At 68.9% G+C, this 12,619-nt stretch carries 14 protein-coding genes and 4 tRNA genes; 6 read left to right on the plus strand and 12 right to left on the minus strand.

The features are described 5' to 3' along the window. Together DMH03_RS37580 and DMH03_RS37585 are read left to right on the plus strand one after the other, a co-directional pair. Positions 1-308 (plus strand): arsenic resistance protein (locus DMH03_RS37580; protein ID WP_148106388.1); only part of this gene is annotated, 308 nt, incomplete at its 5' end. Beyond that, positions 305-1,366, plus strand: a complete 1,062-nt coding sequence (locus DMH03_RS37585; protein WP_125796774.1) for an ArsO family NAD(P)H-dependent flavin-containing monooxygenase — start codon at positions 305-307, stop codon at positions 1,364-1,366. The genes DMH03_RS37580 and DMH03_RS37585, both read left to right, overlap by 4 nt. Before the next feature lie 4 nt (positions 1,367-1,370). Here DMH03_RS37585 and DMH03_RS37590 read toward each other — a convergent pair whose 3' ends face one another. From DMH03_RS37590 to DMH03_RS42180, 4 genes are all read right to left on the minus strand, one after another. After that, positions 1,371-1,787 carry a hypothetical protein gene (locus DMH03_RS37590; protein WP_233611819.1) on the minus strand — a complete coding sequence of 139 codons (417 nt, stop codon included), beginning with the start codon at positions 1,785-1,787 and terminating at the stop codon, positions 1,371-1,373. 399 nt (positions 1,788-2,186) lie between these two features. Then, complete coding sequence (locus DMH03_RS37595) at positions 2,187-3,395, minus strand: M28 family metallopeptidase (RefSeq protein ID WP_125796776.1); 1,209 nt, start codon at positions 3,393-3,395, stop codon at positions 2,187-2,189. Beyond that, complete coding sequence (locus DMH03_RS37600; RefSeq protein WP_125796777.1) at positions 3,392-3,601, minus strand: hypothetical protein; 210 nt, start codon at positions 3,599-3,601, stop codon at positions 3,392-3,394. The genes DMH03_RS37595 and DMH03_RS37600 overlap by 4 nt, the downstream gene beginning before the upstream one ends. Before the next feature lie 29 nt (positions 3,602-3,630). Beyond that, a complete protein-coding gene (locus DMH03_RS42180; RefSeq protein ID WP_158633153.1) occupies positions 3,631-3,780 on the minus strand; it encodes a hypothetical protein in 150 nt (49 codons plus the stop codon). Between the two features lie 77 nt (positions 3,781-3,857). Between DMH03_RS42180 and DMH03_RS37605 the strand changes: the two genes are divergently transcribed. Then, entirely contained in the window at positions 3,858-4,232 is a 375-nt protein-coding gene (locus DMH03_RS37605; RefSeq protein WP_233611820.1) for a helix-turn-helix transcriptional regulator, read from the plus strand. Here the strand turns inward: DMH03_RS37605 and DMH03_RS37610 are convergent. The 4 genes from DMH03_RS37610 to DMH03_RS37625 all read right to left on the minus strand — a co-directional run bounded on the left by DMH03_RS37610 (position 4,184) and on the right by DMH03_RS37625 (position 9,147). Beyond that, the gene (locus DMH03_RS37610; protein WP_125796778.1) at positions 4,184-5,236 is read right to left on the minus strand and encodes a hypothetical protein; all 1,053 of its coding nucleotides are present in this window, start codon (positions 5,234-5,236) and stop codon (positions 4,184-4,186) included. The two genes, DMH03_RS37605 and DMH03_RS37610, sit on opposite strands and share 49 nt — an antisense overlap. Positions 5,237-5,492: 256 nt before the next feature. After that, on the minus strand, positions 5,493-6,581 hold the full coding sequence (locus DMH03_RS37615) for an NAD(P)/FAD-dependent oxidoreductase (RefSeq protein ID WP_125796779.1): 1,089 nt from the start codon (positions 6,579-6,581) through the stop codon (positions 5,493-5,495). After that, positions 6,578-7,798, minus strand: a complete 1,221-nt coding sequence (locus tag DMH03_RS37620) for an MFS transporter (RefSeq protein ID WP_125796780.1) — start codon at positions 7,796-7,798, stop codon at positions 6,578-6,580. Before DMH03_RS37620 ends, DMH03_RS37615 begins: the two co-directional genes overlap by 4 nt. 5 nt (positions 7,799-7,803) lie before the next feature. Continuing rightward, positions 7,804-9,147, minus strand: coding sequence for an FAD-dependent oxidoreductase (locus tag DMH03_RS37625; protein WP_125796781.1), 1,344 nt, complete (start codon positions 9,145-9,147; stop codon positions 7,804-7,806). 104 nt (positions 9,148-9,251) lie between these two features. On the opposite strand from DMH03_RS37625, the gene DMH03_RS37630 reads away from it, so the two are divergent. Together DMH03_RS37630 and DMH03_RS37635 are read left to right on the plus strand one after the other, a co-directional pair. After that, entirely contained in the window at positions 9,252-10,097 is an 846-nt protein-coding gene (locus DMH03_RS37630) for a GNAT family N-acetyltransferase (protein WP_125796782.1), read from the plus strand. A gap of 75 nt (positions 10,098-10,172) precedes the next feature. Next, positions 10,173-10,712 carry a hypothetical protein gene (locus tag DMH03_RS37635; RefSeq protein ID WP_233611821.1) on the plus strand — a complete coding sequence of 180 codons (540 nt, stop codon included), beginning with the start codon at positions 10,173-10,175 and terminating at the stop codon, positions 10,710-10,712. Positions 10,713-10,761: 49 nt separating this feature from the next. Here the strand turns inward: DMH03_RS37635 and DMH03_RS37640 are convergent. From DMH03_RS37640 to DMH03_RS37655, 4 genes are all read right to left on the minus strand, one after another. Next, positions 10,762-10,836 (minus strand) — tRNA-Val (locus DMH03_RS37640). Position 10,837: 1 nt separating this feature from the next. Next, positions 10,838-10,908, minus strand: a tRNA-Cys gene (locus DMH03_RS37645). A 25-nt stretch (positions 10,909-10,933) separates the two neighbouring features. After that, positions 10,934-11,006: transfer RNA gene (locus tag DMH03_RS37650), tRNA-Gly, on the minus strand. A gap of 136 nt (positions 11,007-11,142) precedes the next feature. Beyond that, entirely contained in the window at positions 11,143-11,568 is a 426-nt protein-coding gene (locus DMH03_RS37655) for an SsgA family sporulation/cell division regulator (protein ID WP_005159130.1), read from the minus strand. Between the two features lie 400 nt (positions 11,569-11,968). Here DMH03_RS37655 and DMH03_RS37660 point away from each other — a divergent pair. After that, a tRNA-Val gene (locus DMH03_RS37660) sits at positions 11,969-12,040 on the plus strand. Positions 12,041-12,619 lie beyond the last annotated feature (579 nt).

The following is a 12,619-nucleotide window of genomic DNA, read 5'->3' on the forward strand; positions in this document are numbered from 1 at the left end:
GCCCGTTCGACGTCGCCCGGATCGCGCTGCCGCTGCTGGTGTACTTCGCGATCATGTGGGTCGGCGGCTATCTGCTGGGCAAGGCTTCGGGTCTGTCGTACGAGCGCACCACGACACTGGCGTTCACCGCCGCGGGCAACAACTTCGAGCTCGCGATCGCCGTCGCCATCGGCGTCTTCGGCGTGACGTCGGGGCAGGCGCTCGCCAGGTTGGTCGGCCCGCTGATCGAGGTGCCGGTCCTGGTCGCCTTGGTCTACGTGAGTCTCTGGCTGCGCAAGCGCTGGACCGCGAAAGGGCCCGCGGAGTGACCGGCGCAGCGCGGGTAGTGGTCATCGGCGGGGGCCAGGCCGGTCTCGCCGCGGGCTACTACCTGCGCCGCGCCGGACTGGACTTCGTCATCCTCGACGCGCAGGCCCAGCCGGGCGGCGCGTGGCTTCACGGCTGGGACTCGCTGCGCCTGTTCTCCCCGGCGCGGCACAGCTCGTTGCCGGGGTGGCCGATGCCGCCCTATCCGGGGCTCGGGTATCCGACCGCCGAGCACGTTGTCGACTACCTGACCGAATACGAGAAACGCTACGAACTCCCGATCCGCCGAGGCGAGACGGTGACCGGAGTATCCCGCGGCGGCCACGGATTCCAGGTGAGCACCGACGTCGGGGACTGGGCGGCGGAGGCGGTCATCAGCGCCACCGGAACCTGGTGGCGTCCCTTTCTTCCGCTGATGCCGGGCGGGTTCACCGGTCGTCAGTTGCACACGGTGGATTACCGGGGTCCGGAGGAGTTCGCGGGCCAGGACGTCGTGGTGGTCGGCGGCGGCAACTCCGGCGCGCAGATCGCCGCCGACCTCGCGGGCACGGCGAACCTGACCTGGGTCACCCGCCGTCCACCGCGCTACCTGCCCGACCACATCGACGGCAAGGCCCTCTTCGACGTCGCCACCCGGCGCCGCCAAGCGCTGGAGACCGGGCAGGCCGACACCGCCGGAGTCGCCGGGCTGGGCGACATCGTCGCCGTCCCGCCCGTTCGCGAGGCCCGCGACGCGGGGCTGCTGCGGCCGCGTGAGATGTTCGCGCGACTCGACCCTGACGGTCCTGTGTGGACGGACGGCACCCGTCAGCGCGCCGACGCGGTCATCTGGTGCACCGGATTCCGTCCCGCGCTGAGCCATCTCGCGCCGTTGCGGTTGCGTACCACTCGCGGCCGCATCCCCACCGAAGGCACCCGTGCCGTGGCCGAGCCCCGGCTGCACTTTCTCGGCTACGGCGACTGGACCGGCCCGGCGTCGGCCACGATCATCGGTGTCGGCATGACCGCGCGGGCCGCGGTCGCCGATATCAATGCCGCGCTGGACGCCGACGGCGGGTGACCTGTCAGCCGGCGCCTGCGGCGATCGTCTTCAGCTGGTCGGCCAGTGCTGGTGAGCCGTAGGTCTTCATTACCTCCGCGCGTGCCGGGCAGACGGCCAGATCGGGGCACACCAATGGAATCACTGCTTTCAGCGTCGTGGCCAGGTGGCCATACGGAAGTGCGCCGAGGATCTGCTTGACCCCGAACACCGCCGTGGAGCTCAGCACGTCGGCGAGGAACCGCGGAAACCGCAGCCGGAGAAGCCCGTCACGGATCGGGGTCTGGGTGAGTTTGGCGTAGGTGCCCGGTTCGAGCCCGGTCGCCAGCTCGGTGAGGCGGAGGCAGAGGAAGTGGCCTTTGCGGCGGGTCTTGTACAGCCACGGGAGGTTGTCGAGCGTGCGGTCGGCGACCCGGACGTAGAAGCCGTCCTGATCGAACACGTAGGCCACGGCGTCGTCGGCGACCTGTGTCCGGAAACGACCCAGCTCCGCCTTGGCTCGTTGGCGACGCTCGACTTTCGGGGCGGGCTTCGGCGCGACGATTCGCGGCGGCTGAGGAGCGCGTGTGGGACTCGGCGGCGTGTGCCGGACCGCCGACGGTGGCGATGTCCAGCTTGGCCGGTGGACCGGAGCTCGCGTCTGAGCGGATCGGGGCGAGGAGCTGCGAGCAGACCGTCTGCAGTCCTCGCCGCGCTGGGAGCCGTAGCGATGGGCCCGTCCGCATGACGAGCACGCGTACTGATTGCGGGGAAGTCTTCGGTGGCCTGCCACCTCTTCCACGCTAGGAACATGATCGCCGCTGGTCACTCGGCTGTTCCGGTCCTGGGAGCGGCGGGAATCTCACCCCTCGCGTTGTAATTCGTCCTTGTGAGGCAACGCGGTTAACCCTCGTGAGTGGACCGCCAGCTGAAGCACTGTCGCCATGACGAGCCGGGTCGCCGCGACGAGGGTTTCGGTTTCTACGCGGTCCGCGGTTTCGGCGGGGGTTTGGTAGCCGGGCATTCCCATCCCGATCCCGATCGCGGGCAGCCCGGCGGCGGCGTAGCGGCGGTTGTCCGACGGCATGGCCCCGGCCCGCAACGGCACCCCGGTTTCCCGGCCGGCTTGGTCGAGCGCGGCCAGCAGGTCGTGCGCGGGTCCGCCTGCTTCGACCGCGGCGCCGTCGCCGAGCTGGGCGGCGCCGTCGACGTTGATTACGTAGGTGCCTGGCCGCACGCCGGGTGCGTGGTGCGCGGACCCGCGCGCCCCGGCTTCCTCGCCGTCGAGGAGGCTCACTGCCAGGCCGACGTTGTCCGGCAGGAGCGGCGTGAGCAGGCGTACGGCTTCGAGGACGACGGCGACCCCGGAGGCGTTGTCCGCGGCGGCGGGCAGCCGCTGCTCCGGGTCGTCGCCCACGCCATCGAAGTGCGCGGTCAACAGCACACCCGCAGATCCGGCGGCGGGTTCGCGGAGAACACCGTGCACGTTCGACCCGATGACGTCGACAGTTCGTAGTGGCATCGAGGCGGTCACCGTGCCCGATCCCGCACGAGTCATCTCTTCGTGGAGTTCGGCGCGGACGGCGATCACCGGCAGAGCGCCCACCGGTGGCCCGGCGATCATCTTCGGCATCCAACCCGCGGCGTCGATCCCGCGCGGCACCAGCAACCCCGCGGCGCCCTCGGTCAGTGCTCGCGCCGAAACTCCCAGGTCCGGCGCGAGCACCCACTTGTCCCGCCACGCATCGGACTCCGCGAGCGCGAGCTCGCCCGTGTGGGGCCCGGGCACGCCCGCCGATACGAGGTGCTCGGCGAAGTCGCGCCGATGCACCCATCGCCGAGGTGCCGAGTCCGCGCTCCACGAGAACTCGGGCGTGCGATACAGCTCCCGCACACCCGCCACAGGGAACTCGTCGGTGGTGACCGACGCGCCGATCGTCCGCAGCTGCCCGGCGAGCCAGCGACCGGCCGCGCGGCCGCCGGGTGTCCCCACCCGACGGCCCGCGAACCGGTCGTCGGCCAACGCGGCGACCGTGGAAGTCAACCGCGAGCCGGACACCGTCGCGGTCATGAACAGCAACCGGCGCCACTGGCCACCGCGTCGGCCTTCGCGGCCGGGTCGCAGCAGGATCCTGCGGCGGTCGCCGCTTCGGCGGTTCCGCAGCAGGTGCTCGTGGCCGTCGTCGTGCCGGCGGTGCCGCAACAGCCGCTCGAGGCCGGCGGGGTGAAGGCCTCGGCCGGGTTACCGGCGAAACCGCCGGCAGTTTCGTTGCTCATCACAGAACTCCTTGTGGTGTCGAGGGGTGTCAGAAGCGCGTGGACAGCTGCAGTGCCCGGTCGCGGGCGGTGTCGAGCAGGTTGTCGGCGCGGCACTGGCCGGTGCATACCTGCACGCACGTATCGCAGAACTCGACGGTCGGCGTGCTGGTGAACAGGCGGCGGAGGAGCTTGATCATCGGAAACCCTATCTAGACGGTTATCGAAACAGTGGCGTCAGTTTGCTCCTGGCTTAGATGGATGTCAATATAGATGGGTGTCGAAGTCAGAATCGGGTCTGAAGCTGCTTCCGGTGATCGAGCAGGGCTGCTGCGCGCCGCTCTCGGCCGAGCCGTTGAACTCCGAGCAGTCGGTGGACTTGGCCAAGGCGTTCAAGGCGCTGGGTGATCCGGTGCGGCTGCGGTTGCTGTCGCTGATCACGTCCGCGCAGGGGGAGAGCTGCGTGTGTGATCTGACCGCCGCGTTCGACCTGACCGGGCCGACGATCTCCCATCACCTGAAGGTCCTGCGCGAGGCGGGCCTGGTCGGCAGCGAGCGCCGCGGCACTTGGGTGTACTACTGGCCGCGCACCGAGACGCTGAGTCAGCTGTCCGGCTTGCTGTCCACGCCGGGGTTTGCGTCAGTATCCTGACCATCATCTCCTGGAGAGGCTGCGGACTCCGCGGCCTCGGTGATCATCGCGCGCAGCTCTTCAATGAACTCGGACGGTTGTCCCTGGTCGCCCCAGAGTGTCATTGTCCTCGTGTCCCACAGCCGGCCGTCCATGGTCGGCGGGGTGAGCATGACCCCAAGCGTGCAGTGCTCCCAGTCCCCGATCGCGGTGCTGTAGTCGTGATGCAGCACCTGTAGTCGGAACATCAGCGCGTATCGTGCTTCATCCGAGAGCTTCGAGGCCACCACGAACATCATCGGCGCGAACTCCCCAGGATTCGGGATGACCGTGCGGCTATGCACAAGCGTCCCCTGCCTGGTGGTCAACGTGGCCGACTCCACGAATTTGATCAAGGTGTGGCCGAGCTCGGTCCGGTGCTCAATCGGCAGGCCGTCCAACTCGGCGAGCAGGAGCAACAAGTCCGCTTGGCGCTCCTCCGGGATCGGTGTCTCCGCCACGTCTTCCATGATCATTCGCAGCATGACATGCGCCGCGTGCTCGTCGTGACCGGCAGGCTCCAGTGGCGCACGTGCGGTCGAGATCGTTTCGGTCGGTTTCGCTGCTACCAACGGTGCGATGGCCGGATGTACTGGATCGGGTGTGGCTTCGATGTCGGCCACGGCGTATTCGTGATAGCGGCGTGGCTCGTCGCCGAGTTCGACGGCGTCGCCGCCGGCCGCCCGCATGAGGTACGCCAGCACCGCGCGGGTGGAGCGAAGGTGGTCGAACAGGAACTCCCAGTCTCGCCGGAGGATCACGATCGCGGGGACGGCGGTCGGTGCCGGGGGAGGCAGGTAGCCGCGGGGCGGATCCGCGTGGTCGATCACTACGACCGTCAGCCACTCGTAGTCCTCGCCGACCACCTGGATGGTCCGCCCTCGCGCGTTGGTCATCGCCGCGGCGGCGAGTTTGGTCCGGCTCTTGGACTGAATAACCGCTGCCTGGCTGCCGACCAGGAGCAGCCCGTCACCGAGTTCTCGCACTCCCGAACCCGTACGTTGTTGCTCGGGCCGGAACACGAAGTCCGGCAACCCCCACGTCGCTGCGGCGTCCCGGACAGCGTCCTCGGCCGCGTACCCCCTGCGTCGCGGCGTCCGGCAGCGGGGAGGCGTCCGGGATACGCCGGATCGCGGTCCCTGCCGCGGTCTCGATCACCAGTGTGAGCGGCTTACGCACGGATCGCCTCCTCGCTAGGTGCCAGCGGGTCGCATTATGTGCGAGCCGCTGGCGCCAGGCGCGTCACCGCGCCGAAGCGGGTTGGCAACACGCTGTTCGCGGCGACGAGACGCTGCCCGGAAGGCGTTTAGCCACGTAGTGGGCGTCGCGTCCGACGCCGCGCAGGGTGGCGGAGGCGAAGCTGCGCTGCCATTCCAGTCCGACGTAGGCCAACCCGGGGTGGGTGGTGGACAGGCCGCGATCATGCAGTGGCCTGTCATCGGAGGCCAGTGCCCCGAGCTTGTCCAGATAGGACAGTCCGGGTCGGAAGCCGGTGGCGAGCAGGATGGTGTCGACGCGTTCACGGGTTCCGTCCGGCCAGACCACGGTGTCGCCGTCGAGGGTGGTGAACATGCGCCGCTGGTCCGGCTTTCCGTTGAGGATCGCGGCCTTGTAGATGCCAGGATCGTTCACCGCAGTGGTCGGCGGGCTCTTCAGCAGATGTCCGATCGGCAGGTGGTCGAACCCGACGGCGGCGGACCAGAAATGCACGTCCTTCCCGAACGGCCGTTGCGGCGCGAACTTCACCGGTGCCCGGTTGGCGAGGGTGACGTGGGCGTGGCCGGCGAGTTCGGCCGCGATCTGAACGGCCGAGTTGCCCGCGCCGACGACGATGACGCGTTGCCCGGCGAAGGGCGCCGGGTTTCGATATTCGCCACTGTGCACGACGTTCCCGGTGAAGGTGTCCAAACCGGACAGGGCCGGGCGGTAGGGGCGGGAGAAGCCGCCGGACGCGGCGATGACGATCGGTGCGGTCAGCGCGGTCTCTCCCGCGACGTGCACGGTGAACACGCCGTCGTCGTGGGTCACGGAGTCGACGTGATGGCCGGTGCGGATCTCGGTGCCGAGGCAGTCGGCGTAGCGGCGCAGGTAGTCGACGACCTCGTCTCGGTGCGGGTAGTGCTCGGGGGCCCCGGGGAAGGGCAGGCCGGGGAGGCTGCTGTAGCGGGCGGGGGAGAAGAGGGTCAGCGAGTCGTAGTACCGGGGCCAGGACCCGACCGGTTCGGCGCCGGCCTCGAGGATCACTGGCTTCAAGCCCTTGCTGCGCAGGGCTTGGGCGGCGGCGAGACCGGCCTGGCCGCCGCCGACGATGATCACGTCGTGGTCGTTCATGAGTTCCTTCCAGGATTAGGTGTCGCCGCGAGGGCGAGGACCGCGGCGGCCACGGTGACCGCCGCGAGCGCGAGGAAGGTCGGCGAGTAGCCGCCGATGCCGCTCGCGATGGCCGCGCCCGCCCAAGGGGCGAGGGCGACAGTGATGGTCAAGGGTGCTTGCAGGAGGGCGTTGAGCCGTCCGTAGTGGGTGGTTCCCCAGCGGTCGGCCACCGCGGTGGCTTGCAGGAGCGTGAAAACCCCGCGGGCCATCCCGGCCACGACCGCGGCGACGATCAGCCCGGCCGTGGTGGTGAGCAGACCCAGCACGGCCGTGGTCGCGGCGGCGGCGAGGAACACGATCGCGGTCCGGGTCCGGACCGTCGTCAGCCGGGTGAGTGTGGTGTAGCCGAGCCGTCCCAGTACCTGGCCGGCGCCGCCGAGGCCGAGGGCGATCGCCGCCGTCGTGCTGTCGACGCCGCGTTCGGTGAGCAGCGGCACGAGGTTGATCACTCCGGCGTAGACGGCGAACGCCGCCAGGCTGAACGCGATCACCAAGCCCCGGAACGGAATCCCGCGTGCGATCCGCGCCGGGTCACTCTGCTCCGGATGCGTGCTCTCCGGTGGCTCAGCCGGCGGCCACGGCCCGCGCAAACCCCACAGGTGTGCCGGGATGGTGACGACGGCCAGCACCACCGCGAGGACGAGGTAGGTCTCCCGCCAATCCAGGCGCGCGGTGAGCAGCGCCGTCAGCGGCGCGAACACCGTGCTCGCCAAGCCAGCGGCCAGGGTGAGCACGGTCAGCGCGAACACCCGCCGCGGCCCGTACCAGCGGGTCAGCGCCGAGAACGCGGGCGGATACAGCACCGCACCCATCGCGACCCCGGCCACCAGCCACGCCACGGTGAACCACACCAGGTTCTGCGCCAGCGCGACCGCGACCACCGCAGGGACCGCCAGTACCGACCCCGCTGCCATGACCGATCGCGGTCCACGCCGATCCAGCCATCGTCCGACCGGGATCCCGGCCAGCGCGGCGACGACCTGCCCGGCCGAGAACGCCGCCATCACCCAGGCTGTCGACCAGCCCGTCGTCTGGCTGATTTCCGGCGCCAGCACGGGAAAGGCGTAGAAGAGGATGCCCCAGCTGGTGATCTCGGTGACGCAGAGAACGGCCAGCACGCGGCGCAACCCGGACGCGGTCAACCCGGGCGCCGCCGCGGCTGTCGCGATCGGCATAGCCGTCAGCGCACCGCGGCCGACGGTGCGGACAGGGTGAGGACTTCCGGCTCCGGTGTCGCGCAGCAGCCACCGGCGGCCGGTGCGTCGTCCGGCTCGTCGAACAGGCCGGCGCCGCCGCAGACTCCGGTCTCGGCCATCCGCAATTCGACTCGCGCGGCCGCCTCGTGGTCTCCGGCCAGCTGGGCGGCGATGCTGCGCACCTGCTCGTAGCCGGTCATCGCCAGGAAGGTCGGCGCCCGGCCGTAGCTTTTCATCCCGGCCAGGTAGAAGTCCTTCTCCGGATGCGCGAGTTCCTTGGCGCCGTGCGGATACACGGTTCCGCACGAGTGGACGTTCGGGTCGATCAGCGGCGCGAGCGCGACCGGTGCCTGCAACGTCGGGTCCAGCTCGAGCCGGATCTCCGACAGCCAGGTCAGGTCGGGCCGGAAACCGGACAAGGTGACGACCTCGTCGACCTGCTCGATCCGTTGTCCGGTGGAGGAGAGCAGAGTCAGCCGTCCGTCGGTATCGCGTTCGACCGCCTCGGTGCGGAACCCGGTCACCACCGTGATCAGTCCGGATTCCACCGCTTCCTGGGCGCGCAGGCCGAGAGCGCCCCGTGCGGGAAGCTGATCGGCCTCGCCGCCGCCGAAGGTGTTGCCGACCGCGCCGCGGCGCAGCACCCAGCTGATCCGCGCCTCCGGCGAGTCCTTCGCGAGGCCGGACAAGGCGACCAGCGCGGTGAGCGCCGAATGCCCGCTGCCCGCGACCACCACGTGCTTGCCCGCATATCGCGCTCGCACCGCTTCGTCGCCCAGATTCGGGACCCGGTAAGTGATCCGGTCCGCCGCCGCACGCTCTCCGGCGGCGGGAAGTCCTTCGCCGCCGAGCGGGTTGGGCGTCGACCACGTGCCGGACGCGTCGATCACTGCCCGTGCCGCGATCCGCTCCTCCGTCCCGTCGGCGGCGCGGACGTGCACGGTGAACGGCTCGTCCTCGCGGCCGCTGTCGACGACCCGGTCCCGTCCCCGGCGGGCGACGCCGACGACCTCGGCGTCGAAGCGCACCCGGTCGCCGAGCTCCGCGGCGAGCGGGCGCAAATACAGATCGGCCCAGTCCGAGCCCGTCGGATATGCCTCGCCGTCGGGCCGGGTCCAGCCTGCCGTCTCCAGGAGCCGACCGGCTGCGGGGGCGACGAGTTCGGACCACGGCGAGAACAACCGCACGTGATTCCACTCGGCCACGTCGGCGCCCGCCTGCGCGCCACGCTCCAGCACCAGCGGCTCAAAACCCCGCTCTACCAGTTCGGCGGCCGCAGCCAGCCCCACCGGGCCCGCTCCGATCACCACGACAGGCAGCTCGTTCATCCCCATGCACCTTTCATCGATCCATCTCGATTGAGTCGATGCGAGGGACTGTATCGACCGGAGTCGATTGACGCAACCATCGATTCTGGTCGATACTGGGTGGCATGACGACGGTTGTGCCTCTTCCCCTCGCCGGTCTCTTGCCTGAGCGCGAAGCCGCGACCTATGCCGGGTGGTTCGCCTGTCTCGCTGAGCCGATGCGGGTGAAGCTGCTGCACGCGGTCGCGACCTCGCCTCGCGGCCTGACCGTCGGCGCGCTCACCGAAATCCTCGGGAGCAGCCAGTCCACCTGCTCCCACCACGTCCGGAAGCTGGCTGACGTGGGTTTCGTTCACTTGCGGAAAGAGGGCACGGCCACGGTCGTGACGATCAATCAGGCCTGCTGCAGCGGGCTCCCGCACGCGGCCGACGCTGTCATGGGCATGCTCGCGCCACGTCCGTGCTGCCCGGACAACGTGCCCGACGACGTCTCCGTCCGCGCCCTGGAAGCCGGCGATTGGGCCGCGGTTCGCCGGATCTACGGCGAAGGCATCGCGACCGGCATCGCCACCTTCGAGACCGAAGTGCCCAGCCGCAAAGCGCTCGACGCGAAATGGCTACCCGGGCATCGGTGGGTCGCCGAGATCGACGGCGAGGTCGCCGGCTGGACCGCCGCTACCCCCGTCTCGGAGCGCGAGTGCTACCAGGGACTCGCCGAGACATCGGTCTACGTCGGCGAAAGCCATCGCGGCCGCGGCGTCGGGAAGGCTCTGCTCTTCAAGCAGGTCACCGAAGCCGACGTCGCCGGGCTCTGGACTTTGCAGACCTCGATCTTCACCGACAACCGCGCCGGCATCGCCCTGCACCACAGCGCCGGATACCGCACCGTCGGCATCCGCGAACGCATCGCCCGACGCGACGGTGTCTGGCACGACACCGTCTTCCTCGAACGTCGCAGCCCCGTCAACTAGCCCCCAAAGGTCGGAACGTGCTGGATCAAGGCCGAAGCGATTTCGTGCGCCACGTCGACGTCATACCCTGCGGGCGTGCCCGATCCGGCAGGTACGCGGAGCGTGGAGTTGCCGCCGAGTATCGCGGTCTTCTACGAAGAACTGATCGACAGCCACAGCTTCCCGTTCGTGCTCTGCAGCGCTGAGGGCGCGCCGCTGCGGCGATCGAACTTCCGCAACCGCTACTGGCGCCCGGTCTGGGATGGCAGTGACGCTGAACACACGCGGTCTGCGGAAGTGATGCAGCCGATCCTGCCAACCTTCACCTTCCACGAGGGACGGCACAGCCACAGCACCTGGCTCGCGGAGGACGGCACCCCCGAAGTCGCCCGGCGAGCGCGGCTCGGGCAGAAGATGAAAGGCATCGCGCGGGTCTACGACCACGTGACCCCGCTGATGCGCCGTCAGATCCTGCAAGCGCTTGAAACCCGCTGGATCGGCTCGTTGGTCGCGCTCACGCCGAGTGAGCGGACGAAGCTGGGGGAGTGGTTCCCGCACCTGCACGCCACCTTCCGTGACGGGCAGTTGGAGACGGCTCCGAAGGCCATCGCCATTTCATCGCCATTGAACGACTGAAGCCCCGCCCCTCCGAGGAGGAGCAGGGCTTCTGACCTGCGAAAAAAGATGGTGCGCGATACTGGGATTGAACCAGTGACCTCTTCCGTGTCAGGGAAGCGCTCTCCCGCTGAGCTAATCGCGCGAGGTGGAGACGGGATTCGAACCCGTGTACACGGCTTTGCAGGCCGTTGCCTCGCCTCTCGGCCACTCCACCGTGTCAGGCCCGAGAGGGCCTTCCGAGCGGATGACGGGATTCGAACCCGCGACCCTCACCTTGGCAAGGTGATGCGCTACCAGCTGCGCTACATCCGCACATCCTCGGTCTGGATGGGAGGTCAGATCCTCGCGGTTCTGTCTCTCACCCCGTCGCCGTGGTGTGTGTGAACACTATCGAACCCCGAAATCGCCCCTGCAACCGGGGTGCCACTTGCTGTTCGCAAGCCCGTCATCAGGCCAGATCGTTGGGGATCAGGTGGGTAAGGGCGTCATCGACGTCGACCCACAGGTGCTCGTTGCCCGGGAGTACGACGTCGTAGGTCCGGTCGAGGAAGTCGGCCAGCTCCTGAGCGGACGCCTCGAACATGGCGTGCCCGGAGGGCGAGTTCAGTTCGATGAGGACGGACTCGGGGTCTTCGACGGAGGGGCGGATGCGTACGTCGCCGTCGCCCGCGTCGGCAAGGAGGCCGTCCGCGAGGAGGTCGCGCGCGTAGACCCACTCGACCCAGCCGGCGCGGCCGGTGCGGAAGGCGGCCACGACCGCGTAGGGGTCGCGAGTGTCGTATCGCAGTTCCACCTTGACAGGGACCGCGGGCGTCCGCGGCGCCAGGAGGTCGAACACCGCCGTCGAGCGGAGCGTCACGTGATCGTTGCGCATCGTCCTACCCTTCGTCTCCTTCCCGGCCCGGTCGAACCGAGTGGCGATGATGTGACGCATCGGCCGGCTGATCGGAACGCGGTTTTGCCGCAGATCACCCGGACGGGGTCATCGGACCCCGGGTCCATGCTCCGTCACCCCATCATCACCCGCGCGACGCGCAGCCATCCATGCGCCCTGCAGGCAGTCCACATGTACATACTGCGCGGTTTAGTCGTCACGCGATAGCACCGTCGCATGAATGTCGAAACGCGTCGCGGGCGCCCCCCGGCCGTGACAACCCCGGCTAGCTCGTGGTTGTTCGCTCCGTATTTGCTGGTGAGCGGAGTGTGGTCGGCGGGAACCACCCGTTTGCAGGCCCCCTAAAGTCTTGGGGTAGAGTCTGCCGGACACCGCGAGCGGGCGATTAGCTCAGCGGGAGAGCGCTTCGTTCACACCGAAGAGGTCACTGGTTCGATCCCAGTATCGCCCACCGGATGAAGGCCCTGGACCATCGGTCCGGGGCCTTGATTCATTTCCGGGGACCGTCGGCGGTGAGCCGTCCGGAGGCATTCGATCCCCAGGTCGGACGCGGGTTATGTGGGGACGGTACTTCTGCCGTCGCGGAGATCGCGGACGGCACGGCTGAATCCGTCGGGTGCGGCGAGGGTCGCGGTGGGCCGCCGGTTCGAAGATCGACGAAGCCCGACTGTCCGGCCGGTGTGGACACTCGTCTAGAACCTCGTGTCACATCGCGAAAGTGTCGCATCGTCCGGCTATTGAGACATCTTTGTGATCCTCGGCACGAAGTGGCCGTCGAAAGGTCCAGACCATGTGGAAAGTGACGTGGGGCATGGTCGGCGGGCTCACCCGTCCGGCTCCGGCGGAGGGGTCGCCGTGATGCTGACGTGATGTGACGAAACGCCACTCCGGTGACCGATTGACAAGGTAGGTCCGTGCGCGGTGAACCTGACCGGCCCGCCGTGATCCTCCGGGCCCGTGAAATCCACAATGGACCGGCCGGAGATCGACTTCCCGAGACCGTCCACTTTGGAGTTTTCCGGGCTGCTCG

This window comes from Amycolatopsis sp. WAC 01376 (assembly GCF_003947415.1).
Classification (GTDB): domain Bacteria; phylum Actinomycetota; class Actinomycetes; order Mycobacteriales; family Pseudonocardiaceae; genus Amycolatopsis.

Bases quoted from the DNA above. Each gene is read 5' to 3' on its own strand.
- DMH03_RS37655 (WP_005159130.1), bottom strand. From the start codon at position 11,568: ATGCGCAACGATCACGTGACGCTCCGCTCGACGGCGGTGTTCGACCTC.
- DMH03_RS37630 (WP_125796782.1), top strand. From the start codon at position 9,252: ATGACGACGGTTGTGCCTCTTCCCCTCGCCGGTCTCTTGCCTGAGCGC.
- DMH03_RS37620 (WP_125796780.1), bottom strand. From the start codon at position 7,798: ATGCCGATCGCGACAGCCGCGGCGGCGCCCGGGTTGACCGCGTCCGGG.
- DMH03_RS37615 (WP_125796779.1), bottom strand. From the start codon at position 6,581: ATGAACGACCACGACGTGATCATCGTCGGCGGCGGCCAGGCCGGTCTC.
- DMH03_RS37600 (WP_125796777.1), bottom strand. From the start codon at position 3,601: ATGAGCAACGAAACTGCCGGCGGTTTCGCCGGTAACCCGGCCGAGGCC.
- DMH03_RS37625 (WP_125796781.1), bottom strand. From the start codon at position 9,147: ATGAACGAGCTGCCTGTCGTGGTGATCGGAGCGGGCCCGGTGGGGCTG.
- DMH03_RS37595 (WP_125796776.1), bottom strand. From the start codon at position 3,395: ATGACCGCGACGGTGTCCGGCTCGCGGTTGACTTCCACGGTCGCCGCG.
- DMH03_RS42180 (WP_158633153.1), bottom strand. From the start codon at position 3,780: ATGATCAAGCTCCTCCGCCGCCTGTTCACCAGCACGCCGACCGTCGAG.